At 63.8% G+C, this 26,879-nt stretch carries 18 protein-coding genes and 1 pseudogene; 15 read left to right on the forward strand and 4 right to left on the reverse strand.

The annotated features are described in order from the left end of the window. Positions 1–98 precede the first annotated feature (98 nt). A complete protein-coding gene (locus RW095_RS40275; RefSeq protein ID WP_317021123.1) occupies positions 99–638 on the reverse strand; it encodes an META domain-containing protein in 540 nt (179 codons plus the stop codon). Between the two features lie 240 nt (positions 639–878). On the opposite strand from RW095_RS40275, the gene purT reads away from it, so the two are divergent. The 6 genes from purT (at position 879) to RW095_RS40305 (ending at position 8,280) form a co-directional block, all read left to right on the forward strand. Then, positions 879–2,102: a formate-dependent phosphoribosylglycinamide formyltransferase gene (purT, locus tag RW095_RS40280; RefSeq protein WP_317021124.1), complete on the forward strand. Its 1,224-nt coding sequence runs from the start codon at positions 879–881 to the stop codon at positions 2,100–2,102. A 116-nt stretch (positions 2,103–2,218) separates the two neighbouring features. Continuing rightward, positions 2,219–2,446 carry a DUF6726 family protein gene (locus tag RW095_RS40285; protein WP_394365234.1) on the forward strand — a complete coding sequence of 76 codons (228 nt, stop codon included), beginning with the start codon at positions 2,219–2,221 and terminating at the stop codon, positions 2,444–2,446. A gap of 22 nt (positions 2,447–2,468) precedes the next feature. Continuing rightward, positions 2,469–2,825 carry an MliC family protein gene (locus RW095_RS40290; protein WP_317021125.1) on the forward strand — a complete coding sequence of 119 codons (357 nt, stop codon included), beginning with the start codon at positions 2,469–2,471 and terminating at the stop codon, positions 2,823–2,825. Between the two features lie 269 nt (positions 2,826–3,094). After that, positions 3,095–4,747, forward strand: coding sequence for an acetolactate synthase large subunit (locus tag RW095_RS40295; protein ID WP_128589736.1), 1,653 nt, complete (start codon positions 3,095–3,097; stop codon positions 4,745–4,747). 60 nt (positions 4,748–4,807) lie between these two features. Next, a complete protein-coding gene (locus tag RW095_RS40300) occupies positions 4,808–6,244 on the forward strand; it encodes an aldehyde dehydrogenase family protein (protein WP_317021126.1) in 1,437 nt (478 codons plus the stop codon). Between the two features lie 575 nt (positions 6,245–6,819). Beyond that, the gene (locus RW095_RS40305) at positions 6,820–8,280 is read left to right on the forward strand and encodes a DEAD/DEAH box helicase (protein WP_317021127.1); all 1,461 of its coding nucleotides are present in this window, start codon (positions 6,820–6,822) and stop codon (positions 8,278–8,280) included. 119 nt (positions 8,281–8,399) lie between these two features. Here RW095_RS40305 and gluQRS read toward each other — a convergent pair whose 3' ends face one another. Beyond that, entirely contained in the window at positions 8,400–9,296 is an 897-nt protein-coding gene (gene gluQRS / locus RW095_RS40310) for a tRNA glutamyl-Q(34) synthetase GluQRS (protein WP_317021128.1), read from the reverse strand. Positions 9,297–9,316: 20 nt separating this feature from the next. Further along, positions 9,317–10,180 carry a sulfurtransferase gene (locus tag RW095_RS40315; protein ID WP_317021129.1) on the reverse strand — a complete coding sequence of 288 codons (864 nt, stop codon included), beginning with the start codon at positions 10,178–10,180 and terminating at the stop codon, positions 9,317–9,319. A 355-nt stretch (positions 10,181–10,535) separates the two neighbouring features. Here RW095_RS40315 and dnaE point away from each other — a divergent pair, with 355 nt between their 5' ends. After that, a complete protein-coding gene (gene dnaE, locus RW095_RS40320) occupies positions 10,536–14,126 on the forward strand; it encodes a DNA polymerase III subunit alpha (RefSeq protein WP_317021130.1) in 3,591 nt (1,196 codons plus the stop codon). Positions 14,127–14,170: 44 nt separating this feature from the next. On the opposite strand, the gene RW095_RS40325 is transcribed toward dnaE, so the two are convergent. Then, on the reverse strand, positions 14,171–14,935 hold the full coding sequence (locus RW095_RS40325) for a glycosyltransferase family 2 protein (protein WP_317021131.1): 765 nt from the start codon (positions 14,933–14,935) through the stop codon (positions 14,171–14,173). A gap of 250 nt (positions 14,936–15,185) precedes the next feature. Between RW095_RS40325 and msbA the strand changes: the two genes are divergently transcribed. From msbA to tssF, 8 genes and pseudogenes are all read left to right on the forward strand, one after another. After that, a complete protein-coding gene (gene msbA / locus RW095_RS40330; protein ID WP_317021132.1) occupies positions 15,186–16,979 on the forward strand; it encodes a lipid A export permease/ATP-binding protein MsbA in 1,794 nt (597 codons plus the stop codon). A gap of 131 nt (positions 16,980–17,110) precedes the next feature. Further along, the gene (locus tag RW095_RS40335; RefSeq protein WP_317022848.1) at positions 17,111–18,187 is read left to right on the forward strand and encodes a glycosyltransferase family 4 protein; all 1,077 of its coding nucleotides are present in this window, start codon (positions 17,111–17,113) and stop codon (positions 18,185–18,187) included. Positions 18,188–18,548: 361 nt separating this feature from the next. Continuing rightward, positions 18,549–19,676: a glycosyltransferase family 9 protein gene (locus RW095_RS40340; protein ID WP_317021133.1), complete on the forward strand. Its 1,128-nt coding sequence runs from the start codon at positions 18,549–18,551 to the stop codon at positions 19,674–19,676. Further along, positions 19,676–21,031 carry an O-antigen ligase family protein gene (locus tag RW095_RS40345; protein ID WP_317021134.1) on the forward strand — a complete coding sequence of 452 codons (1,356 nt, stop codon included), beginning with the start codon at positions 19,676–19,678 and terminating at the stop codon, positions 21,029–21,031. The genes RW095_RS40340 and RW095_RS40345 overlap by 1 nt, the downstream gene beginning before the upstream one ends. Next, the gene (locus tag RW095_RS40350; RefSeq protein WP_317021135.1) at positions 21,031–22,266 is read left to right on the forward strand and encodes a glycosyltransferase; all 1,236 of its coding nucleotides are present in this window, start codon (positions 21,031–21,033) and stop codon (positions 22,264–22,266) included. Before RW095_RS40345 ends, RW095_RS40350 begins: the two co-directional genes overlap by 1 nt. A 224-nt stretch (positions 22,267–22,490) precedes the next feature. Continuing rightward, positions 22,491–23,414: a recombination-associated protein RdgC gene (locus tag RW095_RS40355; protein WP_317021136.1), complete on the forward strand. Its 924-nt coding sequence runs from the start codon at positions 22,491–22,493 to the stop codon at positions 23,412–23,414. Between the two features lie 490 nt (positions 23,415–23,904). Further along, positions 23,905–24,969, forward strand: a pseudogene (gene tssG, locus RW095_RS40360) (type VI secretion system baseplate subunit TssG); the annotation flags it as partial. Positions 24,970–25,005: 36 nt separating this feature from the next. Then, a complete protein-coding gene (tssF, locus tag RW095_RS40365; RefSeq protein ID WP_317022850.1) occupies positions 25,006–26,874 on the forward strand; it encodes a type VI secretion system baseplate subunit TssF in 1,869 nt (622 codons plus the stop codon). The last annotated feature ends 5 nt before the right edge of the window (positions 26,875–26,879 follow it).

Below are 26,879 nucleotides of genomic sequence, written 5' to 3' on the forward strand. Positions count from 1 at the left end.
GAAGGCTTCGGAGGCGGACACAAGTATGCCTGCGTCCTCGTGCAAACCGGGCGGCGCGCCGGACAATCCGCACGCCGCCCGCGCTACTGCTACTTGTGCTACTTGGGGCCCCGCTCGAACACCAGCGTATCGCCGTTATCGAGCACGAGCTGCATTTGCTGCGGCTCGCGCATCTGCACGCCGGTCCGTTCGATGTGCGTAAGCGCGCTCAGGTAGCTGCTCTCGATTTGCCCGCCCGGCGTCGCGCAAGCCATGCGCGTGCCGCCCAGCGTGCCGAAACTCAGCTTGCCGTCTTTCAGCGAGTACGAGCCCATATAGCGGTTGCAGCCGGAAAAGCCGCTCGCGTGGCGCTGGCCCCTCGCGGTCGAAAGCGTGAGCGTGATCGGCGCGCCGAGATTCGCGAACGGAATGGTGCGGGCCGTGCCGTCCGGCTGCTTCCATCCGGTGAGAACCCAGCTCGTGTCGTCGAGCAATTGAGTGGCGGCGGGGTTGAACGGGTCGGGTGCGGGTGCTTCCGCATCCGGATGTTTCGGAATCGCGCAGGCGCCGAGCAGCGCCGCGACGCTCAACGCGGCGAAGACCGTGCGCGCAAATGGAGCAATGCGCGCAACACGTCGCGTGGAGTAGCTTGGATGCATGGCGTCGTTCCTCTTCAAACTGGCAAAGGCGTAAGGGTAACGCACTCGGTGCGCCGCGCGCTCACGCAGATTGCGACAGCGCCCTCACAGCGCCGCAGTCCCGATGAGCGCGCGACAGCTCTTTGCGCTTACCACGCGGACAAGAAGCGGCCGCCGCGAGCAAGGCGCGGCGAGGGGTCCGCATGTTAACATCGTGCTCTACCCAATCCCACCCTCATCCGACTTTTATCTGGAGACCCCATGCAGATCGGCCAACGGATCGGCACGCCCCTTTCTGAATCCGCCACGCGCGTCATGCTGCTCGGCGCCGGCGAACTCGGCAAGGAAGTGATCGTCGCGCTGCAGCGGCTGGGCGTCGAGGTGATTGCCGTCGACCGCTATCCAAACGCGCCGGGCCATCAGGTCGCGCACCGCGCGCACGTGATCGACATGACCGACGGGGCCGCGCTGCGCGCGCTTGTCGAGCAGGAGCGCCCGCATCTGATCGTCCCGGAGATCGAGGCAATCGCAACCGACGCGCTCGCCGTTATCGAAAGCGACGGTCTTGCCGAGGTGATCCCGACCGCGCGCGCCACGCAGCTCACGATGAACCGCGAAGGCATCCGCCGTCTTGCCGCCGAAGAGCTTGGCTTGTCCACCTCGCCGTACGCGTTCGCCGATTCGCTCGAGGAGTTGCGGGCGGGCATCGCCAAGGTCGGCTATCCGTGCGTGGTGAAGCCGGTCATGTCGTCGTCGGGCAAGGGGCAATCGGTGCTGAAAAGCGACGCCGACGTCGAACCCGCCTGGCAGTATGCAATGGCCGGCGGCCGTGTGAATCGCGGCCGCGTGATCGTCGAAGGCTTTATCGACTTCGAATACGAGATCACGCAGTTGACCGTGCGCGCCGTCGACCCGTCGAATGGGGAGGTCGCCACGTACTTCTGCGATCCGATCGGTCATGTGCAGGTGGCCGGCGACTACGTCGAATCGTGGCAGCCGCAACCCATGAGCCCGCTCGCACTCGAACGTTCGCGTGAAGTCGCACACAAGGTGACGGCCGCGCTCGGCGGGCGTGGACTCTTCGGCGTGGAACTTTTCGTCCGCGGCAATGACGTATGGTTCTCGGAAGTGAGTCCGCGTCCGCACGACACCGGTCTTGTCACGCTGTGCTCGCAGCGTTTTTCGGAATTCGAATTGCACGCGCGCGCGATCCTCGGCTTGCCGGTCGATACGTCGTTGCGCGCGCCGGGTGCGTCGGCCGTGATTTACGGCGGGCTCGACGAGGCGGGCATCGCCTTCGAAGGCGTTGCCGCGGCGCTCGCCGTGCCGAATGCGGACCTGCGGCTTTTCGGCAAGCCGGAGAGCTTCGTCAAGCGCCGCATGGGCGTGGCGCTAGCAACAGGCGGCAACATCGACGAAGCACGCTCGCGCGCGAAAGAGGCCGCGGCTGCGGTGCGCCCAGTGTCGGGACAGTCTGCGCAGTGATGCGTTTTGCGGGCGTGCCGGCCAGCCCGGCGCGTTTGCAGCCTTTCGCAGCCTTTCGCAGCCTGATTGTTTGGAGCCCACGAATGGATGACGGGCTCATTGAAGCCGAGGTAGGCATGTCGCAGGAATCCCGCCGCAAAGTGTCGCGCGGTGCAACGCGGCGCGGCATGGCCGCCCGTCTCGGCGCTCTCGGCGTGTCGTTCGCGCTCTGCGCAGCATTGACGGGCTGCGGGCTTGCCGCCGCACCGTGCCGCATTGCGTCGGCCGGTCTGAAGATCGTGCCGGTGGTCGGGCACGTGGCCGCCGCGCCGACCGACGCCTGCGCCGAAGTCATCGACCCTTGATCAGCATCGACCGGGGCATCCAATGAAGAAAAGGCTGGTTGCAGTGAGCCTCGCGGCAATGTGTGGTTATGCGTTTGCCGCGCCCTTGCATCTCGAAGACGTTCAGGCGAAAAATCGTCAAACGCGTAAGTACACCTGCGCGACCGGCAGGATCCTGCACGTCACCTACTGGAATACAGCCAACGGCCAGAGCTTCGCGCTCGTGCCCGTTAAAGGCAAGCAACTGCTGTTCGTCAATACGATCGCGGCGTCCGGCGTGAAATATCAGGCCGGCAGTTATACATGGTGGACCAAGGGTCCGCGCGCCGATCTCTACGACTCCATGGCCGGCGAGGACGCGCCGCCGGTTCTGTCCGACTGCATCACCCTCAATCGCTGAACGTCGGCCGAAGCCTTGCCGAAATCCCGGCTCATAGCATCACGCGGACGGCCGAGGCCGCCGCCCGTTGGTTCTCTCGCGCTGCCGTGTCCCCGTGCGCGCATCATTTCCTCCCGAGTAGTAAGCTGTCCGGCGTGGCATTGCGCGTGTCGTCGTGACGGTTGCCGCCGCTGCCGTCCCTGCGGTCGCCCTGAGTCTCCGATCGTCCGTTTCCGCTCACCCACGGCCAGGCTTTGCGCCCGCGTCCGTACCATCAAGCGAGCCCTTCCATGAAAGCATCGGACCTGTTCGTCAAATCGCTGGAAGCCGAAGGTGTCGAGTATGTGTTCGGCATCCCCGGTGAAGAAAATCTTGATCTGCTCGAATCGCTGCGCCGCTCCAGAATCCGCTTGATCCTCACGCGTCATGAACAGGCAGCGGGCTTCATGGCCGCGACCTACGGACGTCTCACGGGCCGCACCGGTGTGTGTCTCGCGACGCTTGGCCCGGGAGCGACCAACTTCGTGACGGCGGCGGCCTACGCGCAGCTGGGCGGTATGCCAATGCTGATGGTCACCGGCCAGAAGCCGATCAAGTCGAGTAAGCAGGGCCATTTCCAGATTGTCGATGTCGTGCGGATGATGGAGCCGCTCACCAAGTACACGCGCCAGATCGTGTCCATCGCCAATATTCCGGCCGCGGTGCGCGAGGCCGTCAGGCAGGCCGAGGAAGAGCGCCCCGGCGCCACGCATCTCGAGTTGCCCGAAGACGTCGCGCACGAAGAGGGCGACGGCAAGCCGATTCCCAAGAGCTACAGCCGGCGTCCCGTCGCCGAGGAAAAAGCGGTCGCGCGAGCCGTTGAGGCAATCACGAAAGCGAAGCATCCGTTGCTGATGATCGGCGCGGGAGGCAACCGCAAGACCACGACCAAGATGCTGCGCGAGTTCGTCGACCAGATCGGCATTCCGTTCTTCACCACGCAGATGGGCAAGGGCGTGATCGACGAATCGCATCCGATGTGGCTCGGCAACGCCACCTTGTCCGACGGCGACTTCGTGCACCGCGCGATCGATCACGCCGACTGCATCATCAACGTAGGGCACGACGTGATCGAGAAGCCGCCGTTCTTCATGCGCAGCGGCGAGGCCGGAGAGAAAACGGTGATTCACGTCAACTTCCTCGGCGCGGAAGTCGATACCGTGTATTTCCCGCAGATCGAGGTGGTCGGCGACATCGCCAATGCGGTTTGGCAGTTGAAGGAGAGCCTGAAGGAGCGCCAGGAACATTGGGACTTCACGCGCTTCAAGGAGATCAAGGAGCACTTCGAGGCGCATCTGGTGAAAGGCCAGCACGACGACCGCTTTCCGATGTACCCGGTGCGGCTCGTCAACGACGTGTACGAGACCACGCCGGTGGACGGCATCGTGTGTTTGGACAACGGCATGTACAAGATCTGGTTTGCGCGCTACTACCGTGCGCACGAACCGAATTCGCTGCTGCTCGACAATGCGCTTGCTTCGATGGGCGCCGGCTTGCCGTCCGCGATAGCCACCAAGATCGTGCACCCGGACCGCAAGGTCATGGCCGTGTGCGGCGACGGCGGTTTCATGATGAATTCGCAGGAACTGGAAACGGCTGTGCGGCTGAAGCTCGATCTCGTGATCCTGATTGTGCGCGACGACGCGTTCGGCATGATCCGCTGGAAGCAGGAGAACATGAACTTCCCCGACTACGGCATGACGCTCGCGAATCCGGACTTCGTCGCGTACGCGCAGAGCTATGGCGCGAAGGGACATCGGATCGAAGCGGCGGCGGATTTCGCGCCGCTGCTGCGCGAATGTTTTGCCACGCCGGGCGTGCATGTGATCGACGTGCCCATCGACTATTCGGATAACGAGCGCGTGCTGAACCGCGAGATCAAGCGGCTTTCCGCGCAACTGTGAGCGGCGCGGGCTGCTTTGGCGCCGCGCTGTCGCTGTGACCTATCGGAAGGAGAATGCGTCATGCTGAACAAGACTTACCCGTACTACCTCGCGAACGAAGCAGTGGCGGCGAACACTGATCTCGAAGTCACCGACAAATTCAGCGGCGAAGTTGCAACGCGTGTCGCAATGGCCGACGCGGCCGCGATCGACAAGGCAATCGGCTTCGCCGTCGACGCGATGCCCGCAATGCGTGCCTTTGCTCCGTTCAAGCGCCAGGCAGTGCTCGAGCATTGCGTGAAGCGCTTTCGTGAACGTTACGATGAACTGGCGCTCGCGCTGTGCATCGAGGCAGGCAAGCCGATCAACGACTCGAAGGGCGAGGTCACGCGCCTGATCGACACGTTCAAGGTAGCGGCCGAGGAAGCCGTGCGGATCGACGGCGAGATCGTCAACCTGCAAATTTCGCCGCGCGCCAACGGTTACCACGGCTATGTGAAGCGTGTGCCGATCGGTCCGTGTTCGTTTATCTCGCCGTTCAATTTTCCGCTGAACCTGACTGCGCACAAGGTTGCTCCCGCGATCGCCGCAGGCGTGCCGTTCGTGCTGAAGCCGGCGAGCCGCACGCCGGTCGGTGCGCTGATCATGGGCGAAATTCTCGCGGAAACCGACTTGCCGAAGGGCGCCTTTTCGATTCTTCCCGCGCATCGCGACGGCGCCGATCTCTTTACGACTGACGAACGCTTCAAGCTGCTGTCGTTCACGGGCTCGCCGGCGGTGGGCTGGGAACTGAAGAAAAAAGCGGGCAAGAAGAAAGTGATTCTGGAGCTGGGCGGCAACGCGGCAGCGATCGTCGACGGCGATCAGGGCGGCAAGCTCGACTATGTCGTCGACCGGCTCGCGTTCGGCGCGTTCTATCAGTCAGGGCAAAGCTGTATCGGCGTGCAGCGGATCCTGGTGCACGCAAGCATCTACGATGCGTTGCGCGAGAAGCTGATCGCCAAAACCAGATCGCTCGTGATGGGCGACCCGAAGGACGAAAAGACCTTCGTCGGGCCGATGATTTCCGAATCGGAATCGAAGCGGCTCGCTGGTTGGATGGAGAGCGCAGTGCAGGCGGGCGCGAAGATCGTCGCGGGCGGCAAGGTGGACGGCGCGATGTTCGAGGCCACGCTGCTCGAAGGCGTTAAGCGCGACACCGACTTATATCGCAAGGAAGCATTCGGGCCGGTCGCCATTCTCGAGCGTTTCGACGATTTCGGCGCCGCGCTCGCGACCGTCAACGACAGCGACTTCGGCCTGCAGGCGGGCGTGTTTACCGATTCGCTCGCGCATGCGCATCGCGCGTGGGACGAACTCGAAGTGGGCGGCGTGGTGATCAACGACGTGCCGTCGTTTCGCGTCGACAACATGCCGTACGGCGGCGTGAAGGACTCGGGGCTCGGGCGCGAGGGCGTGCGCTATGCGATCGAAGACATGACCGAACTGCGTCTGATGGTGATGCGCGAGACCTGGTGAGGCGCGAGATTTGGCTAGACGGCGTGAGTTGCGGTTTGCGAAGTTTCCCCGGCGGCGCGTAGCGGCAATGCAGGTTTGCGAAGTTTCCCCGGCGGCGCGTAGCGGCAATGCACGCGATTTCCCGAGGCGGCGAAATGAACCGCGTTAGCGGCGGCCGGCAAGGGGCTGCTCGACGCTGCGTTCGCGTGGATGTGCGGACGTGCGGCCATTACAGCGGCGCGGCCTCGCAAAACCGCTTTTCCGCTCTGTCATGCAACTGTCGTTTCAACGCACTACGCTCGCCGAGCGAGGCATCACGTCGGCGCGCGCAGGTTGCGCGCCGACGCGCCGAGACGCTGCGCCGGGCTTTTGCCGCGTAAGCAGAAAGCCAGCGCCTGCGCCATGAGTGTTTTTGCTGAAGTGCTACAATACCGGCCTTTCCGGCGGGTGTTTCCGCCGGCCGGAGCCGGCCGCATCCTTTCCCGCAACGACGGGTCCTGTGCGGAACGCCGTGGCTCCGCCTTCATCCTGATGCCTTCTGCGGTTCCGACCGCTGCCGCGCGCACGCGCCAAGCGCATTTTTAGCGAAAGCCACCATGTCCGACACAGCCGTCACCCCCAGCACTGCGACCTTTGATCAATTCGGTCTCGCACCCGACATCCTGAAAGCGGTCAAGGAATCGGGCTACACCACGCCCACGCCGATTCAGGAGCAGGCGATTCCTGTCGTGCTGGCAGGCCGCGACGTCATGGGCGCCGCGCAAACCGGCACCGGCAAGACCGCAAGCTTCTCGTTGCCGATCATCCAGCGCCTGTTGCCGCAGGCCAGCACGAGCGCTTCGCCCGCCCGCCATCCGGTGCGCGCGCTGATTCTCACGCCGACCCGCGAGCTGGCCGATCAGGTCGCCGCTAACGTTCAGTCGTATGCCAAGCACACGGCGCTGCGCAGCGCGGTGGTATTCGGCGGCGTGGACATGAACCCGCAGTCCGAGCAGTTGCGCCGCGGCGTCGAAATTCTGATCGCCACGCCGGGCCGCCTGCTCGATCACGTTCAACAGAAAACCGCCAACCTGAGCCAGGTGCAAATCCTCGTGCTCGACGAAGCGGACCGGATGCTCGACATGGGCTTCCTGCCGGACTTGCAGCGCATTCTGAATTTGCTGCCGAAAGAGCGTCAGACGCTGTTGTTTTCGGCCACGTTCTCGGGCGAAATCAAGAAGCTGGCTGCCACGTACCTGCGCAATCCGCAGACTATCGAAGTGGCGCGCAGCAACTCGACCGCGACCAACGTCACGCAGATCGTCTATGAAGTGGCTGAGGGCGACAAGACCGGCGCGGTGGTTCAGCTGATCCGCGAGCGTGGCCTGAAACAGGTAATCGTGTTCTGCAACAGCAAGATCGGCGCGAGCCGTCTCGCGCGCAGTCTGGAACGTGACGGCGTGGTGGCGACGGCGATTCACGGCGATCGCTCGCAAAACGAGCGGATGCAGGCGCTCGATGCGTTCAAGCGAGGCGAGATCGAGGCGCTGGTTGCCACCGACGTCGCAGCCCGCGGTCTGGATATCGCCGAACTGCCGGCGGTGATCAACTTCGATTTGCCGTTCAACGCGGAAGACTATGTGCACCGCATCGGCCGCACGGGCCGCGCGGGTGCTTCCGGCGACGCTTTGTCGCTGTGCAGCCCGAACGAGCGCAAGCAACTCGCCGATATCGAGAAGCTGATCAAGCGTCCGCTGGAAGTTCTGCGTCTGACCGTGGATGCACCCGTGCGCCATCATCACGAAGAACGCGCACCGCGGCGTGAGCGCAGCGAGGGCCGTGACGAGCGGGGCGGTCGCCGCCGCGCGGGCGCGCCGTCGGGTTCGTTCGACCGGCCGCATCATCATCGCGCGCAGCCTGTGGACGACTTCTTCCTGAAGCCTTATGAGCCTTCGCCTGCTTCGGTTCGCAAGGGCGAAGAGGCCGAGGCTGCCGGGTCAGCGCCGCAGAAGTCGTCTTCGAAGCAGCCGCTTGCCGCGTTGCTAGGCGGCTTTGGCATGCCGCGCAAGTCGTCGTGAAGTCGCGGCCGGTTTGTAGGTTGGCGCTGTTGCGGCGCCCGACGCGTGATTGAACCGGAGAAGATTACTTTGCAGCGCTCATGCGAATGCCGGCCTCGGGCCTTGCATGCAGCGCCAGGTCATATTGCCAAGCGCATGCGCTCCGACCAGGCCGCGGTCGCCGCGTTGTAGAAATCGTCCAGCGTCGTGTAGGCTTTGGCGCTTGCGTCACCATCCAGATCCAATCCCAGATGCCGCGCGGCAGCGCTCAGCGCTTCGAGCGGCTTATCGCAGTCGAGCGCGCTCGCTCCATTCTGTTTGCTGAGCTTTTCACCGTACTGGTTTGTCACCACAGGCACATGCAAGTACCGTGGCGTTGGCAAGCCGAGGCATCGCTGTAAGTAAATCTGCCTTGCCGTCGAATCCATCAGATCTTCGCCCCGCACAATGTGCGTGATGCCCGCGTCGGCGTCGTCGACTACTACCGCCAGTTGGTACGCCCACTGGTCGTCCGCTCGTCTCAGCACGAAATCGCCGACCTCGGTGGCGAGATTCTGCGTCTGCTTGCCCTGCCAGCGATCTTCGAAGGCGATCACGGCCGCGTCGTCGTCCGGCACGCGCAGGCGCCACGCGCGCGCCGGCTTGCCGTGCAGTCCGTTGCGACAGGTGCCCGGATAGGCGAGCGTCGTGTTACGCGTATGTGCGTGCAGCAGCGAGTCGGCGATTTCCTTGCGCGTGCAGCCGCACGGGTAGACGAGGCCCGCCGCCTTCAACTGTTCGAAGGCCTGCTGATAATGCGCGATACGCGTGCTTTGCCAGACGGGCTGCTCGTCGGCGCGCATGCCGAAGCGTTCGAGCGTGGCGAGGATGTCTTGCGCGGCGCCCGGCACGGTGCGCGGTGCGTCCATATCTTCAATGCGAACGAGCCATGCGCCGTGATGCGCCCGGGCGTCGAGCCAGCTTGCGAGCGCGCTCACCAGCGAGCCGAAATGCAGCGGGCCGGTAGGCGAGGGCGCGAAGCGTCCGCGATAGCTCATAAATCGGGGAGCACCGCCGCTTAGGCAGCGCGAGCCGCCCTGCTGTCCGGATGGCATGCTGGACACGTCTTGCCCGGCACGTACATCGGCGACTTTTGCTCTTCAGGCGTGACGACCGCGCGGCAGCCGAAGCATTGCGCGGTTGCGGTGGGCTCGAGTTGCGGATTTAGCGCAGTGCGGTAGTCGAACACGAAGCAGTCGCCGTGATAATGCGCGCCGCCCACTTCCTCGAAATACTTGAGGATGCCGCCTTCGAGCTGATACACGTGTTCGATACCCACTTCCTTCATGTGGATCGCGGCCTTCTCGCAGCGAATCCCGCCCGTGCAGAACGACACGACGGTCTTGCCTTCCAGGTCGGCGCGGTTCTGCTCGATGACTTCCGGAAACTCGCTGAATTTCGTAATGCGATAGTCGAGGGCGTTATCGAACGTGCCGACGTCCACTTCGAATGCGTTGCGCGTGTCGAGCATCACGACCGGGCGGCCTCGGTCGTCGTGGCCGCGGTCGAGCCAGGCTTTCAGCGTGGGCGCGTCGACGAACGGCGCGCGTCCCAACTCCGGACGAATGGCCGGCTTTTTCATCGTGATGATTTCGCGCTTGAGCTTGACCAGCATGCGCGTGAACGGCTGCTTCTCCGACAGGCTTTCCTTGAATTGCAGGCTCGCGAACTTGCCCTCGAAGAGCGGATCGTGACGGATGTAGCGGATGAACGCGTCGGTGTTCTCGCGCGTGCCCGCGACGAACAGGTTGATGCCTTCCGGCGCCAGCAGAATGGTGCCGCGCAGTTCGAGCGCGTTGCAGCGCTCCGTGACGTGCGGGCGCCATGCGGCGGTGTCTTCGATGGTCGCGAAATGGTACGCGGCGAGATTGACGATACTCATGAATGTCCAGCGGTAATAAGTGGCGGCGTCGTGCGTGACGGGCGCGGTGTGCTGCTGTCGGGTGGTCGCGTGCGGGGGAAGCTGGGAAGCCCGAAGCCCGGTGCCGCAGCCACGTCGAACGCGGCGAAACCCGTATTATCCCTCAAGCCGGCGCTTTCCCCGACTCGGCCGAATAGCCAGTCAGTTGCGTTAGCGCAAACGGCCTGCGAACTTGCGTGCATCGCGTCCGTACAAGGCCATAGAAACCTCGCAAAAGTCCTGAAAGCGCCAATGCACCGCGCTCCCGAGTCAGCGTCCTACGCCGGATGGCTAACGCGGGGTTTTGCGCTGAAATCTACGGGAGGGTGGAGTTACAATGTCGCCCATGTCAGATCCCCGCTTCGTTCATCTCCGCGTCCACTCCGAATTCTCGATTGCCGACGGCATCGTGCGTCTTGACGACGTCGTCAAGGCGGCTGCCCAAGACGGTCAGGGTGCGCTCGCCCTCACCGATCTCGGCAACGCGTTCGGCCTCGTCCGTTTCTATAAGGAAGCGCGCGGCAAAGGGGTCAAACCCATTGCCGGCTGCGACGTGTGGATCACCAATCCGGACGACCGCGACAAGCCTTCGCGCCTGCTGTTGCTGGTGAAAGACCGGCGCGGCTACCTGAACCTGTGCGAGTTGCTGAGCAAGGCTTCCCTCACGAACCAGTATCGCGGTCGTGCGGAAGTCGAGGCGGGCTGGCTCGAATCCGGCTTGGGCGAGGGCTTGCTCGCATTGTCGGGGGCACAGCAGGGCGACGTCGGACTCGCGCTTGCCGCAGGCAATCAGGAAGCGGCAAAGCGCAACGCACTGCATTGGGCAAAGGTCTTTCCGGGCGGCTTCTATATCGAGTTGCAGCGTTGCGGTCAGCCGGGCGGCGAGCAGTATGTCCAGCAGGCGGTCGCGCTCGCGGCTTCGTTGAAACTGCCGGTGGTCGCCACGCACCCCATGCAGTTCATGACGCCCGACGACTTTACCGCGCACGAAGCGCGCGTGTGTATTTCGGAAGGCGACATTCTCGCCAATCCGCGCCGTCAGAAGCGCTTCACGCCCGAGCAGTATTTCCGCACGCAAGATGAAATGGCCACGCTCTTCGCGGACATTCCGTCGGCGCTTGCCAATACGGTCGAAATCGCCAAGCGCTGCAATCTCACGCTCGAACTGGGCAAGCCGAAGCTCCCGCTCTTTCCGACGCCCGACGGCATGTCGCTCGACGACTACCTCGTGCATCTGTCGAAAGAAGGGCTGGAAAAGCGTCTCGAACAGTTGTTCCCGGATGAAGCGGAGCGCGCCGCGCAGCGCGACACGTATTACCAGCGGCTCGAATTCGAGTGCGGCACGATCATCAAGATGGGCTTTCCGGGCTACTTCCTGATCGTCGCGGACTTCATCAACTGGGCGAAGAACAATGGCGTGCCCGTCGGCCCCGGCCGCGGCTCGGGCGCGGGCTCGCTCGTCGCCTATGCGCTCGGCGTGACCGACCTGGATCCGCTGCGCTACAACCTGCTGTTCGAGCGTTTCCTGAACCCGGAACGCGTGTCGATGCCCGACTTCGACATCGACTTCTGCCAGCACGGCCGCGACCGCGTGATCCAGTACGTGAAGGAGAAATACGGCGCAGACGCCGTGTCGCAGATCGCGACGTTCGGCACGATGGCCGCGAAGGCGGCGGTGCGCGACATCGGCCGCGTGCTCGATCTCGGCTACATGTTCACAGACGGCATCGCAAAGCTGATTCCGTTCAAGCCGGGCAAGCACGTCACGATTGCCGACGCGATGAAGGAAGAGCCGCTCCTGCAGGAGCGCTTCGACAACGAAGACGAAGTGCATCAGCTGCTCGAACTCGCGCAACGCGTGGAAGGCCTCACGCGTAACGTCGGCATGCACGCGGGCGGCGTGCTGATCGCGCCCGGCAAGCTGACCGATTTCTGCCCGCTCTACACGCAGGGCGACGAAAGCGGCGTCGTGAGCCAGTACGACAAGGACGACGTCGAAGCTGTCGGCCTCGTGAAGTTCGACTTTCTGGGTCTCACCACGCTGACCATCCTGGATTGGGCCGAGCGTTATATCCGCCGTCTCGATCCGTCGAAAAAAGACTGGTCGCTCGGGCAAGTGCCGCTCGACGATCCGGCGTCGTTCTCGATCCTGAAGAAAGCGAATACGGTCGCCGTGTTCCAGCTGGAAAGCCGCGGCATGCAGGGCATGCTGAAAGACGCGCAGCCCGACCGCTTCGAGGACATCATCGCGCTCGTCGCGTTGTACCGTCCGGGCCCGATGGACCTGATCCCGAGCTTCTGCGCGCGTAAGCATGGCCGCGAAGTGGTCGAGTATCCCGACCCGCGCGTCGAACCTGTTCTGAAAGAGACCTACGGCATCATGGTCTACCAGGAGCAGGTGATGCAGATGGCGCAGATCATCGGCGGCTACTCGCTCGGCGGCGCCGACTTGCTGCGTCGCGCGATGGGTAAGAAGAAGGCCGAGGAAATGGCCCAGCATCGCGAGCTGTTCCGCCAGGGCGCCGCGAAGAACGGGCTGACCGGTGAGAAGGCCGACGAAATCTTCGACTTGATGGAGAAGTTCGCGGGCTACGGCTTCAACAAGTCGCACGCGGCTGCGTATGCGCTCCTCGCGTATTACACCGCGTGGCTGAAGGCGCACCACCCGGCGGAATTCATGGCGGCGAATATGTCGCTCGCCATGGACGACACGGACAAGGTCAAGATCCTGTTCGAAGACTGTCTCGCCAACAAGATGACCGTGCTGCCGCCGGACATCAATCTGTCGGCGTATCGTTTCGAGCCGGTCGCGGAGGCAGACGGCAAGCGCTCCAGGACCATCCGCTACGGCCTCGGCGCGATCAAGGGCAGCGGCCAGAATGCGATCGAAGAAATCCTGCGCGCGCGCGAAGACGGTCCGTTTATCGACATCTTCGATTTCTGCAACCGGATCGACCGTCGCGTCGTCAATCGCCGCACGGTCGAAGCGCTGATTCGTGCGGGCGCGTTCGACACCTTGCATCAGAATCGCGCGCAACTCATCGCGTCAGTTTCGCTTGCCATGGAAGCGGCCGAGCAGGCGAGCGCGAATGCGCTGCAAGCCGGCCTCTTCGATATGGGCGACGCGCCGTCGCAAGGCCACGAACTGGTCGACGAACCGGAGTGGCCCGAAAAGAAAAAGTTGCAGGAAGAGAAGGCTGCGCTCGGCTTCTACCTGTCGGGCCATCTGTTCGACGCGTACAAGAACGAAGTGCGCCGCTTCGTGCGCCAGAAGATCGGCGAGCTGAAAGAAGGGCGCGACAAGCTCGTCGCCGGCATCATCGCGTCGCTGCGCACGCAGATGACCCAGCGCGGCAAGATGTTGATCGCGCTTCTCGACGACGGCACCGGTCAATGCGAAGTGACGGTCTTCAACGAGACGTTCGAAGCGAACAAGCAACTGTTCAAGGAAGACGAGTTGCTCGTCGTGCAGGGCCAGGCGCGCAACGACGCGTTCACGGGCGGCATCCGCTTCACGGTGGAAACGGTAATGGATCTGGGCCGCGCGCGTTGCCGCTATGCCGAGGCCGTGAAAGTGCAGATGAACGGCAACGCGGACGCGTTGGCGTTGCGGCGTGTTCTCGAGGCGCATAGCGCGGGTAAAGACGAGCCGCAGGCAGTGCCGGCGCCGGCGGCTTCATCGCGGGGCGGCAATGGCGGTGGGCGAAACGGGGGCGGCGGATTTGGTGGCGGCTACGGCGGCGACAATGGGCGGCAGCGTCAGCCCGTGCAGATCCCGAACGGGCTCGCCGTTCAGGTGGTGTACCGCAGCGAGAATGCAGAGGGCGAAATGCGTCTGGGCGACGCCTGGCGCGTGAAGCCGACCGACGAACTGCTCGCAGACCTGCGCGGCCAGTTTGCCGGCAGCGCGATCGAGATTGTCTATTGATGCGGGCGCCGCCGCGGGTGCCGCCGCGGGCGCCGCCGCGAACGCTACCGTGAGCGCGGCTCTTCTTCGAGCCTCGCCAGTTTGAGGAACCGGTAGTACACCGTTTCGGCGTTGAACACGGCGATCATAAAACCGGCGCGGCCGTCCAGAAAACCGCGGCGCAACAGGTAGGTTCGCACGAACGCCCAGGCGCCGCGGCCAAGCGCCTTACCGAAGCTGCCGCGTTGACCCGTCGCGTGACGCTGCAGCGCGCCGGCGGTCGAGTAAGCGTCGAGCTTGCGTAATACGCCCTCGAAGTTTTCGTACGAGTAGTGCATCAACTTGCCGGTCAGGCGTTGCGCCGGTGTATCGAACACCAGACGCTCGTGAACCAGATCGTCGGAAAAACGCGCGGCGCCGCGTTTGAAAAGACGTGGAATCCAGTCCGGGTACCAGCCGCTGTGGTGGATCCAGTGCCCGCAAAAACTCGACAGACGGTCTACTGCATAAACGTCGGCGGTCGGTGCCGCGAGTGCTGCGCGGATTGCGGCCGAGAGTTCCGGCGAAACGATTTCGTCGGCGTCGAGCGAGAAAATCCATGTGGTGGTGAGCGCGTCCACCGCGCGGTTCTTTTGCGGGCCGAACCCTGGCCAGTCGGATTGTTCGATCACCTGGGCGCCGTGTGCCCGCGCGATTTCAGCAGTGCCGTCGGTGCTGCCGCCGTCGAGCACGACGATCTGGTCGGCAAAGGCCACGGACTGCAGGCATTCGGCCAGCCGCGCCGCCGCGTTTTTGGTGATGATGGCGACGCCGAGGGTGGTTTCTTGCATACCTGAATTGCCTGATCGCGGAATGGGCCGGAGGCGGAATGACCGAACAGATTGCGCAAAAGAGCGCGATGGAGTGCAGCGGGTCGCGGAAGTATACACAGCCTGTCCGATCCTTCGCTAACCGGCGATCGTCGCGCCAAAACGTCAGCCGGCCGTCAACTCCAACCGTTTACAATGCTCCTTTTCGATCTTCGCGCGGCGGGCGGCCGGTTGCCAGCGCGAATCTCGTACCGCATTCCCAGAGGATTCCTTGAGCGCGAAGCCAACGTTAAGCAAACCCATCGGTGCAGGTGAGGCGTCGTCGCCCGCCGTCGTTTTCCGCCGCCTGTGGCCGTTCATCAAGCCGCTCTTGTGGGTGATCATCGGGGCGATCGTCGCAATGGCGGTGAGCGCGGGCACCGACGCGGCCATCCCCGCATTGCTCAAGCCGCTGCTCGACAAAGGCTTTGGCGCGCATGCGAGCGACAACGCGAAATGGTTCGTGCCGGCCGCCGTGATCGGCCTCGCGCTGATCCGCGGTGTGTCGCAATATGCGTCCGGCTACCTGCTCGCGTACGTATCCAACAAGATCCTGCTCGAACTGCGCCTGAGAATGTTCGACCGCATGATCCATACGAGCGTCGCGTTTTTTCAGCGCGAAACCGCGAGCACGGTGATCAACGCGATCGTCTTCGAGGTCAACCAGATTCTCAACGTGCTGTTGGGCGTCATGGTGACGCTGGTGCGCGACTCGCTCACTGTGATCTTCCTGCTCGGCTATCTGTTCTATCTGAACTGGCGTCTGACGCTGATCGTGGCGGTACTGCTGCCGGGTATCGGCTGGCTGGTCGGCAAGATCAACCGCCGGCTGCGGCGTCTGAACCGCGAGCATCAGCTGCTCACCAACGAGCTGTCCTATATCGTCGAGGAGACGGTAGGCGGCTACAAGGTCGTCAAGGTTCATAACGGCGAAAAGTACGAAATGGACCGCTTTGCGTCCATGAGCAAGCGCCTGCGCGGCTATGCAATGCGCATGACCGTGTCGGGAGGGCTTGCTCAACCGTTGACGCAGTTCCTGGCGTCGATCGCACTCGCCGTCGTGATTACGATCGCGGTGGTGCAGTCGTCGTCGGATCAGACCACGGTTGGCGGCTTTGTCGCATTCGTCACGTCGATGCTGCTGATCATCTCGCCGCTCAAGCACCTGATGGACGTGAACCAGCCGCTACAGCGCGGCATGACGGCGGCCGAGCTGATCTTCGGTCTGATCGACGAGCCGGCAGAGCCCGCGGGCGGCGGCAAACCGCTCGAACGCGCGCGCGGCGAAGTTGAGTTCCGCAACGTCTCGTTCATGTACAGCACCAACGCCACGCATAACCGTCACACACTCGACCATGTGTCGTTCAAGGTTGCGCCCGGCGAAATGGTGGCACTCGCGGGCCCGTCGGGCAGCGGCAAGACTACATTGGTGAATTTGCTGCCGCGCTTTTTCGATCCGACCGGCGGCGAGATTCTGGTCGACGGAGTTGCGATTGGCGACTACGACCTGCACGCGCTGCGCAGCCAGATCGCGATGGTGAGCCAGGACGTCGTGCTCTTCAACGACACGGTGGCCAACAACGTGGCTTACGGCCAGAGCGCCGATCGCGACAAGGTCAACGCGGCGCTGCGCGCGGCCAACTTGTGGGACACGGTCGAGGCCATGCCCAACGGCATAGACACGCTCGTGGGCGACAACGGCATGATGCTGTCCGGCGGACAGCGGCAACGTCTCGCCATCGCGCGTGCCATTTACAAGGACGCGCCCATCCTGATTCTCGACGAAGCAACCTCGGCGCTGGATTCGGAGTCCGAGCGCCATGTGCAGGCCGCGCTCGAAACGCTGATGAAGGGGCGCACGACGCTCGTCATCGCGCACCGTCTGTCGACCATCGAGCGCGCTAACCGGATTCTGGTGATGGAGGCGGGGCGAATCGCCGAAAGCGGCAGCCACCGCGAGTTGCTTGCGCAAAACGGGCTGTATGCGCATCTGCATCGCATCCAGTTCCAGCAGAGCGCGGCGTAGCGCGCACGACCTTGGCCCTCGGCTGTCTGTCTTCCACCATTCGGGTCTACAACCAGGCGGTCCGTCTTGCCGGGCCGCGCCCGCCTTATCCGATAACGTTTGACGAGGCGCTCGCGCGCGCTGTCTGAATGATGAAACTTGGACTTTCCAGCAACGCATTGCAGCACAGCGGCGGCCTAGAACGCTATGCGATGGACCTCGTGCGAGGCTTCGCGGCACACGGCGTCGAGCTTGCATTCTTTGCGCGCCGTTTCGATACTTCTCTGCCGGAAAGCGGCATGGTCGAACGCCACCGCATCAACGTGTCGTTCCTGCCAGGAAAACTGCGCGACCGCTGGTTTTCATGGCGGCTGCGCTTCGCGCGCCGCGCGGCGCACGTCGACGTACTGATTGGTTGCAACCGCGTCGATTCGTCCGACATTGCCATCTGCGGCGGTACGCATCTTGGTTTTCTTCAGGCCACGGGGCGCGCGCCGAAGCGCTCGGACGGTTGGCAAATCGAACTCGAGCGGAGTCAATACGCCCGCTCCAAAGTCGTCGTCGCGCATTCACAACTCATGCACGACGAGTTGCGCGGACTGTACGGTGTCGACGAAGCAAAAATCCGTGTGTTGTATCCCCCCGTCGACGGAACACGTTTCAAGCCGACCGATGCCGTCACCCGCGCCGCCTTGCGGCGCAAATATGGCTTTGCCGACGACGAGATCGTTCTGCTGTTTCCATCCAGCAGTCACGAGCGCAAGGGCTTGCCGCTCATCGAAGCGGCGTTGCAGGACACGCCGCTGCCGATCGTGGTGGCCGTGGCAGGGCGCCCGCCTGCGCGCACGTCGGGGCGGTTGCGCTACATCGGCTACGTCAAGGAACTCGCGGAGTGTTATCAAGCCGCGGATTTCACTATCCTCGCATCGACGTACGAGCCCTTCGGCCTCGTCGGCATCGAATCGGTGATGTGCGGCACGCCGGTCATTTTCCCGTCGAACATTGGTTGCTGCGATGCCATCGCCTCACACGCAAAGTTCGTCTTCAAGCCCGGCGACCTCGCCGACCTGCGGGCAACGCTGGCGCGAGCGGCCGCCGCACAGGGCGAACGCGCGCGCCTCGCGCCGCCGGAACTCGCCGACGCCGCAGCGGTACGCTATGACCCGAGCGTGGCCGCTCACGTCGATGCGCTGCTGAGCCTGGCGAAGCAGATCGCACCCACCTCCTAAGCCTCGCCACCCTCTGTGGGACGGCGCGCCCGGGCCGCCAGGCACGGTCTCGCGTCGTTTCGCGCGAGGGGCACATGTTATAATTTTGCGATATCGACGCTTGGATTTAACGCTTGAATTCAGCTTGACCTCGATTCAAGCCGAACACCCCCTTTACTTCACCGGGCTTCCATGCTCGCGAGGACAGGCGGCGGGCGAGCAGCGCCGTCGCCGGGGCGCGCCTACCCTCACGACGGGGCCGTAGCCGCCGCACTGGACTGTCGAAAAGAATACGCTGGAGATTGTGCATGGCGAACGCGACCTCGCGCCGGGTATCGGCGTACAGCAAGATCGCGGCGGAAACAAACGCGCCGATGAGCCTATGAGTCGGCTTGCCGGGCGTCTTCATATCTTCAGGTCGGCTATTCCGCGACTGCTCGTCAAGCCTTTGCGCCGCGAGCCGCAGAGCACGCGCCGTATCCTGATTGCGCATCATCTTCTGCTCGGCGATACGCTGCTGCTTACGCCGCTGCTCGCCAAGTTACGTGCGCAATATCCGCAAGCGGACATTCTTCTGGCCTGCCCGAAAGCCATAGTGCCGCTATATGCCGGGCGGCCTTTCGGCGTTAGCGCGTTGCCGTTCGATCCGCGCGATCCAGAGTCCGTGCGGAACATTTTGCTTTCCGGACCTTACGACCTTGGCCTCGTGCTCGGCGATAACCGCTATAGCTGGCTCGCGCTCGCGGCCGGCTGCCGGTGGATCGTCGGACACTCCGGCGACAAGCCCGCCTGGAAGAACTGGCCACTCGACCGGAGCGTGCCATACCCCGATGCGCCCGAGGCCTGGGCCGACCTCGCCGCGCAACTGATCGAAGGGCCGCCTCCGCGCGCCTACCGGCCCGCCGACTGGCCGGCGCCGCCGCATCTCGCGTTGCCCGAGCAGGCGCAGTTCACAAAACGTTATGTGGTGCTTCATCCGGGCGCGAGTACGGGCGTCAAGCGCTGGCCGGATGCGCGCTGGTCCGAGCTGGCGCAGCGAGTCGAAGCGCTCGGCTATCTGCCGGTGTGGACCGGCGGTCCAGGCGAAGGCGATCTGATCCGCGCGATCGACCCGCAAGCGCGTCATCCAAATCTGGCGGCTCGCCTCGGCCTCGGCGAGTTGTGGCATCTGTTTGCCGGCGCAGAGGCGGTGGTTTGCCCCGACACCGGCGTCGCACATCTCGGGCGCCTGATCGGGGTGCCTACGCTTGCGCTCTTCGGGCCGGGCAACGCGCAGATTCATGGCGCCGGACGCTACTGGCGCGAGGTCCCGTTCGTGCCGCTCACCATTGCCGACATGCCGTGCCGCGATCAGCCTTTTATCTTCCGCCGCAAGGTAGCATGGGTGCGGCGCTGCGATCGCAACGAGACGACCTGCGTGGCATGGCGCGGCGACCACTCCGAGTGCATGGGCCAACTCACGGTCGAGTCGGTATTCAACGTTTTGCAAAATATCCTGGTGAAAGTGTAATGACTCACACGGCTGCGCGAGTGGAGCGCCTGTTTTGGGTTGCCTGTCCGGTCTTGCTGTTCGTGGTGATGTTCGGCCACATGACGGCGATCGTCTTCAACGCGCTCGTGTTGCTTGCGCTTGGCGTGGCGGCGGCTGCCTTTTCGGCGGACCGTCCGCCGCTGCCGCGTTGGCCGCTGCTGCTGCCGGTCGCCGGGTGGGCGGGGTGGAGCCTCGCTTCAGTGGCCTGGTCTCCATATCCGATGGTGAGTCTGCACGCGTGGTGCGACGAGGTGCTCTATCCGCTGGTGTCCTTCTGGGGTTTCTGGCTGTTCGGCAGCCAACTGCGGCGACCCGAGCCCGTGGTCGCCGTCAACTGGCTTGCGTGCCTTGCGCTCGCCGCGATCAGCGCGCTCAACTGGGGGCATCTGCAACCGCCTACGGCCAACACCTTCCCGCTGCACTTTTATAACCGCGTCGGTCATACCAGCACGCTTGCGGTATTTTCGATGGCGCTCTTCGCGGGCTTCCTGCTGCGTCCTCGCTGGCGCGTGGTCGGCGCGAGCGGCATTGTGCTGTGCCTCTTTATCGGGCTCGCGACGCTCAACCGTTTTTTCTGGCCGGCCGCCGCCGTGACGCTTCTCGTCGCGCTATTTCCGCTGTATCGGCGCCGCCCCATGCTCGCGGTGCTGGCCATTGCCGTGGTGGGTGCAGCCGGCGTCGGCACGCTCGAACTCAGTTCCCGTTTGCGCACGAGCGGTGCCGCGCCCGAGATCCCGCAGGCGCGCGACGTCGTGATCGACGGTCATCAGGTCTATGTGCCGGGCTCACTGTCGGCCATCGGCGATACGGTATCGGCCGATACGCGCCCGAAGTTGTGGGCGTTCTATGTCGGCGAGGCCAAGCATCACGCCTGGGCCGGCATAGGTATCGGCAAGCCACTGCCGGGCATGGTCTATCGCAATGCAATGCCGCCCGCTTTGCTGGCGGCCGAACCGCAAGCGCTGACGCATGCGCACAACCTGTTCATCAACACGTGGCTGCAGACCGGCTTCATTGGCGTCGTGCTGCAGACGGGGCTGTTGCTGAGCCTGGTTGGGCGATTCTGGCGGTATCAGCGAGTGGAACCGTGGTTATGCGCCGCAGGCGTGGCGCTGGTGGCCGGCATGATCGCGAAGAACATGACCGATGATTTCATGTGGCAGACGACCATGCTGGCGTTCTGGTCGTTCGCGGGCCTCTTGCTGGGTTACGCGGAGCATGGCAGAGCTTCGACCGGGTCGTCGCGACGGGCCGAGCACACGTTGTCCACGGCCGGGCGGGCGGAACCGCTGCGCGAATCGCAGACCGTCAAGCTGGGTGAGAAAGGGCGGTGATGAGCGAGACATTGCAGGCCGCAGAAACCGACCGCGCGCCGCTGCGCATTCTGTTTCATATCAACGACTTCGGTAAGGGCGGCACCGAGACGGCGCTGCTGTCGTGGCTCAAGACACTGGACCGCCGCCTGTTCGCGCCGAGCCTCTCGGTGGCCTATCCGACCGACGACCTGGCCTTCTGGCGCGCGCATTCCATTCCCGACGACGTCGATGTCCATGTACTCGCTTCATCGAAATGGATGGTCGCGCTGCATCAGGAAGCGCGCCGGCGCAAACTGGGCCTCGGCGCGAAGCTGTTGCACAAGGCGCTGACCTACGGCGCGATCCGGCCGCTAGCGGCGCGGCGCATGCGGCGCCTCGCGAGCCAGCACGACCTGGTTTGCGACTTCGATTTCTCGCTGCGTCATCTGGCAGGCAGTTGCGGCGTGCCGTGGATTGGCGTGAGCCACTTCAGCCTCGCCGCACGGCTTGGCAACAAGAGCGAGCGTTACGTCGCCCGCCGTGTCAGGCATTTTTCACGTTACTCCGCGGTGGCCGTGCTGACGCCAGCCATGCTGCGCGAAGCGCGCGACCTTTTCGCGACAAGCCGTGTGGACGTTATCGAGTTGCCGAATGTGATCGACGTCGAGGCGTTGCGGCGCGCGGCGTCCGAGCAGATCGAACGTCCGGCTGACTCGTTCATCGTGTCGGTGGCGCGTCTGGACGAAGGTCAGAAGGACCATAAGACGCTGCTGCGAGCCTACGCGCGGTTACGCGAGCGTGGGCGCTGCAACGCGGCGCTGGTGCTGATCGGCGAGGGGCGGGACCGAGGAGAGCTGGAGCAGCTCGCGCACGAATTGGGGATCGCCTCGTCGGTGCATTTCCTGGGTTTTTGTGCGAACCCTTCGCCCTATATCAGGCAGGCGGAACTGCTAGTGCTGAGCAGCCGCTACGAGGGGTTCGGCATGGTCCTCGGCGAGGCCATGGCGCTCGGCACGCCGGTTCTATCGACCGATTGCCCGACCGGACCCCGCGATCTGCTGGAGGGCGGCAAAGCCGGCCTGTTAGTGCCGCCGGGCGATGTCGACGCGATGGCGCTGGCCATGGAACGTCTTCTCACCGAGACCGAACTGCGCCGTAGCCTCGTGCAAGCGGCACTGCAAAAGGTCGCCAGTTTTGCGCCCGCGAGCGCGAACCAGCGGATGCTCGAAGTGGCCTCGAGGCTGTTGAGCGAGAAGGGGGCAACGCCTCGGTGAGCCGTAACTGTGACTGCGAGGCGGTTGCGTAGATCGCTAAACGCTGGTCCCCTTGTGTGCCGAATTCATGCTGCGGGCAGAGGGTGCGGCATGCGCGCAGTCCCGCCGCGTGCCGCGTGTGTGCCGTCGACGCCGGCGCCCCTCGCCGACGAGATCACTGGCATGTCGGGCGACGTGCCATATAGAGATAGAATGGTGCGCTTTGCCCGTACTCGACTCTGCCCATGTGGTTCAAAAACCTTCAGTTGCACCGCCTTCCCGCGCCGTGGTCCATCACCCCCGAACAGATGCAGAAGTGGCTCGCGCCTCATGCTTTTGCGCCCGGCAATAGTGTCGAGATGCAAAGCCTCGGCTGGGCGTCTCCTCGCGACAATGATTCGCTTGTGTATGCGCTCAATGGGCAATTGCTGCTCACGTTTCGCACCGAAAAGAAACTGCTGCCGGCTTCGGTTGTCACGCAAGTCACGAAGGCGCGCGCCGCCGAACTGGAAGAGCAACAGGGCTTCAAGCCCGGCCGCAAACAGATGCGCGAACTCAAGGAGCAGGTTACCGACGAACTATTGCCGCGCGCTTTCAGCATTCGCCGCGATACGCGCGTGTGGATCGATTGCCGCAACGGCTGGCTGGTCATCGACGCAGCGTCGCAAGCGGTCGCCGACGAAGTGCGCGGGCTGCTGGTGAAGTCAATCGATCAGTTGCCGCTCGGTACCGTGCGTGTCACACAATCGCCGGTTGCGGCCATGACGGATTGGCTGCTGTCGGGCGAGGGGCCCGCTGGTTTCACGCTCGATCAGGACACCGAGTTGCGTTCGCCGGCGGAAGGCAACGCGACGGTGCGTTACGTGGGACATACTTTGGACGCCGAAGATATGCGCCGTCATATCGAGGCCGGCAAGCAATGCATGCGGCTTGCGATGACGTGGAACGATAGGGTGTCGTTCGTACTGACGCCTTCGCTGACGATCAAGCGCATTGCTCCGCTCGACGTGCTGAAAGAAGCGAGCGACCCGACCGCGCAGAATGACGACGAACGCTTCGACTCGGACTTCACGCTGATGACTGCGGAGCTCGATCGCATGCTGGGCGACTTGCTCGACGCGTTGGGCGGAGAGCAGGTTGACGCGGTGCTGCAGGCCGCGGCGGCTTGAGGGTGTTAGTTAGAGTTGCCCGCCGGTAACGTAGACCGGCGTCCTTACATGGTTTCTAACTCTCAGCCTCCGTTGACATACACCTGTTGACGCATGGCTATTCGGCCCGCCTCGCGCGGGCTATTTTTTCTGCCGTTCATACGCAAATGCCTCGTGGCGATAGTTATGGCCAACGATGGCGACGCGGCATCGCAATCTGAATTTTCCGCATGCTTTTCCGGTAAATCCGGTAGGCGTCCGGTGCTGGTCTGATACCCGGATGAACTTGGCCTGCTCATAATCAGGGGTCAGGAATCCAGCAAGGGACGGCTATGGCGATGAGCGACGCACACCACGGGAGCCCGAATGCCCGGGCAGCGGCAGGGCACGTGCCCGGACAGATCTGTCGCATCGTGCATTCTCATCCCGCCGATTGCTGCACCGTTGAAGCGCCCCGTCTGCGTGAACGCGCCGTCCGTTGCTTGCATATGAGCGCGCGCGACGAAGCCTGATGAGTCGCACACCTTTCGACCCGGCCGCGCCCGACGTGGCGCTTTCTCCAGAAAGCGTCGAACAACTGCGGGCCGAACCCTGGCGCTATGGATTTATTTCCCTGCTGCGTCGCATTGGTGCTGATCCCCGCATCGATCCAATCGGCACTGCACGGCGCCCGCAGGCAGAACCCTTCCGTCTCGGCCAGGCACCAAGCCTCGCATTCGCGCCGCGCGAGATTGCCGACGTGCGCACGGTCAACGGGCGTCTGAAAATCCGGCTTCTGGGTCTGGGCATGCTCGGGCCAAACGGGCCGCTGCCCGTTCACGTCACCGAGATTGCGCGGGAGCGCGAGCAGAACCGGCACGACCCGACGCTGGTTGATTTCCTCGATATCTTTCATCACCGCTATCTGACGCTGCTATATCGGGCGTGGGCGTCGGGCCAGGCTGCCGCGGGGCTCGACCGGCCGGACAATGAAGCGTTTTCGTTCTACGTCGCAAGCCTCACGGGTCACGATGTCGACGAAATTGCTCATCAGCCGTTTCCTGCGCATGCGCGTCTGGCGGCATCCGCGCACCTGGTGCGTGAAGGCCGCAATCCGGAGGACTTGCGCGCGACGCTCGAACACTACTTCGGCGTACCCGTCGCGATTGAGGAATACGTCTTTCACTGGATGGAAACCGCGCCGGCCAGCCACAGCTACCTCGGCGCGCCCGTGGAGTCGTCAACGCTGGCGATGGGGGCGATGCTCGGCGAGCAGGTGCCGGATCGCCAGCACAAGTTCCGCATTATCCTGGGACCGCTCGATATGGACGCCTACCTGCGCTTCACGCCGCAGGGTGTGGACCTGCCGAAGCTGGTCGAATGCGTGACGGAATTTACCGGACGGGGTTCCCGCTGGGAACTGGAGTTACGCATCAAGCCACAGGGCGCACCGCCTGCGGTACTGGGTGGGCCGCAGCGACTGGGATGGTCGGGATGGCTCGGGCATGCGCCCACCAATGCGCCGATTACCGGCATGCGCTTTGAACCGGATTACTACGCGGATTACTACGCGACGCGATTCACGAAGCGCGACAGTCCATACAGGCAACGCCGCGATACCGGCAAGGGCTACCTGCTGTCGTACTACAACGAAGAGCTACTGTATCTGCGGGAACTCGCCGCTGAATTCGGGCAGGCGCATCCGAAAATCGCGCGGCGTCTGGGCATGCAGGCGGGCGAGATCGGCGATGTTTACGTTCAGCGGCTGATCGAGGCATTCAGCTTCATGGCTGCGCGCATGCGCCTGAAGCTGGATGCCGCGTTCCCTGACTTCACGCGACCGCTGCTGCAATGCCTCTATCCAAACTACCTGGCGCCCACGCCATCGATGAGCGTGGCACGGCTTTACCCTGATCACGCGAAGGGCGAACTTGCCGGCGGAGTCTGTCTTGCGCGTGGCAGCCTGTTTGCGTCCGACGTGCCCGATGGAGGCGGCTCGCCATGCCAGTTCCGCAGCACACAGGACGTCACACTGTATCCGCTGGAAATCGTTAGCGCCCGGCTGACCGGCATTCCGCCCGATATCCCCGCGCTCGACCGTTACGTGCGTCCCGACCGGAAAGTGCGCGGCGCATTGCGCCTGCGGTTGCGAACCACCGGCAGCATCACCGTTGGCCGGCTGCGCGGGCTTGATCGCCTGCCGGTCTATCTCGCGGGCGACGTGCAGACCGCGTCGCAACTGTTCGAACTCCTGCATACAGCGGGCATTGCATCCGTGCTCGCGGCACCGGGTAGTTTCGCGACTGTTCACGAGCCAATGCACGCTGTCAGACGTGATGCCGTCGTGCATGAAGGACTCGGCACGGACCAGGCGATGCTGCCGCTTGTGTGGCCGAAGTTTCACGGCCATAACCTGTTGCATGAATATGCGGTCTGCCCCGAACGCTTCCTGTTCTTCACGCTGACCGGGCTCGAGGCGGGCCTGCGCCGGATCAAAGGTCAGGAGGTTGAGATCGTCGTGCTGCTCGACCGCCCCGCAGGCGACCTGTGCAATCGGGTCGAGGCGTCTCACTTTGCGCTCTTCTGCACCCCTGTCATCAACCTGTTTCCGGTCAAGATAGATCGGCTCAGACTGCCTGACGATCACACACCGGCGCCGCTGCTTTTTGATCCACTCGCGCCCGAAGATTACGAGGTGTTTTCAGTCGCGGCGTTGTCCGGATTTGTCGACAGGAAATCTTCGGGACTTCAGTTCCATCCGCTGTACGAGCCGCTCGCGAACAACGAAACAAACACTGCCGGACGGTACTTCGTGGCAACCCGCGAGCCGGCGCAAGGCGGCGACCTGACGCGCCGCTACCAGACGCGCGCCGCCTACGCGCCGGGCGAGATGCTGATGTCGCTGGTCGACGCACACGGTGCGCCTGCTCATGACGACATGCGGTACATCAGCGCGCAGGTGTGGGTCACCAATCGTGATTTGCCCAGTCTTCTGCACGTGAACGGCGTGGACGATCTCACTCCGGTCGTCAGCGCGCCGGTCGGCAGCGTTGGACTGATCCGCGCGCCGACCGCGCCGAAAGCACCGCTTGCGCAAGGCGCCACAGCCTGGCGGCTGGTCCGTCAGCTCAACTTCAATTATCTGCCGCTGGAGGACACCAGCGGCCAGAGGCTGCGCGAACTGCTCCTGCTGTACGCAACCGGCGACAACCCTCGCTTCGTGCAGCAGGTGCAAGGCATCGTGGGCGTCGAGATGCTCACGGTCACACGCAGGCTGCCCGACGCAGATGGACCCGTTTTCGGCTGCGGCACCGGCTGCACGCTCACGGTCGATGAAGCGGGCCTCGCCGGTGAGAGTCCTTATCTGCTCGGGCTGATCCTTGAGCACTATCTCGCACGACACGTCTCGATGCATACCTTCGTGGAGACCTCCATGCGTTCGATACAGCGCGGCCCCGTCGCACAGTGGCCGCCGCGCATGGGCACGCGTAGCGCGGCCTGAATGGC

This window comes from Paraburkholderia kirstenboschensis, assembly GCF_032806925.1.
Taxonomy (GTDB): domain Bacteria; phylum Pseudomonadota; class Gammaproteobacteria; order Burkholderiales; family Burkholderiaceae; genus Paraburkholderia; species Paraburkholderia kirstenboschensis.

Excerpts from the sequence above, each read along its gene's own strand:
- RW095_RS40275 (WP_317021123.1), bottom strand. The coding sequence starts at position 638 with ATGCATCCAAGCTACTCCACGCGACGTGTTGCGCGCATTGCTCCATTT.
- RW095_RS40340 (WP_317021133.1), top strand. The coding sequence starts at position 18,549 with ATGAGTCGGCTTGCCGGGCGTCTTCATATCTTCAGGTCGGCTATTCCG.
- RW095_RS40355 (WP_317021136.1), top strand. The coding sequence starts at position 22,491 with ATGTGGTTCAAAAACCTTCAGTTGCACCGCCTTCCCGCGCCGTGGTCC.
- purT (WP_317021124.1), top strand. The coding sequence starts at position 879 with ATGCAGATCGGCCAACGGATCGGCACGCCCCTTTCTGAATCCGCCACG.
- RW095_RS40285 (WP_394365234.1), top strand. The coding sequence starts at position 2,219 with ATGTCGCAGGAATCCCGCCGCAAAGTGTCGCGCGGTGCAACGCGGCGC.
- gluQRS (WP_317021128.1), bottom strand. The coding sequence starts at position 9,296 with ATGAGCTATCGCGGACGCTTCGCGCCCTCGCCTACCGGCCCGCTGCAT.
- RW095_RS40295 (WP_128589736.1), top strand. The coding sequence starts at position 3,095 with ATGAAAGCATCGGACCTGTTCGTCAAATCGCTGGAAGCCGAAGGTGTC.
- RW095_RS40300 (WP_317021126.1), top strand. The coding sequence starts at position 4,808 with ATGCTGAACAAGACTTACCCGTACTACCTCGCGAACGAAGCAGTGGCG.
- RW095_RS40325 (WP_317021131.1), bottom strand. The coding sequence starts at position 14,935 with ATGCAAGAAACCACCCTCGGCGTCGCCATCATCACCAAAAACGCGGCG.
- RW095_RS40305 (WP_317021127.1), top strand. The coding sequence starts at position 6,820 with ATGTCCGACACAGCCGTCACCCCCAGCACTGCGACCTTTGATCAATTC.
- RW095_RS40350 (WP_317021135.1), top strand. The coding sequence starts at position 21,031 with ATGAGCGAGACATTGCAGGCCGCAGAAACCGACCGCGCGCCGCTGCGC.
- RW095_RS40290 (WP_317021125.1), top strand. The coding sequence starts at position 2,469 with ATGAAGAAAAGGCTGGTTGCAGTGAGCCTCGCGGCAATGTGTGGTTAT.
- RW095_RS40335 (WP_317022848.1), top strand. The coding sequence starts at position 17,111 with ATGAAACTTGGACTTTCCAGCAACGCATTGCAGCACAGCGGCGGCCTA.
- RW095_RS40315 (WP_317021129.1), bottom strand. The coding sequence starts at position 10,180 with ATGAGTATCGTCAATCTCGCCGCGTACCATTTCGCGACCATCGAAGAC.
- RW095_RS40345 (WP_317021134.1), top strand. The coding sequence starts at position 19,676 with ATGACTCACACGGCTGCGCGAGTGGAGCGCCTGTTTTGGGTTGCCTGT.
- dnaE (WP_317021130.1), top strand. The coding sequence starts at position 10,536 with ATGTCGCCCATGTCAGATCCCCGCTTCGTTCATCTCCGCGTCCACTCC.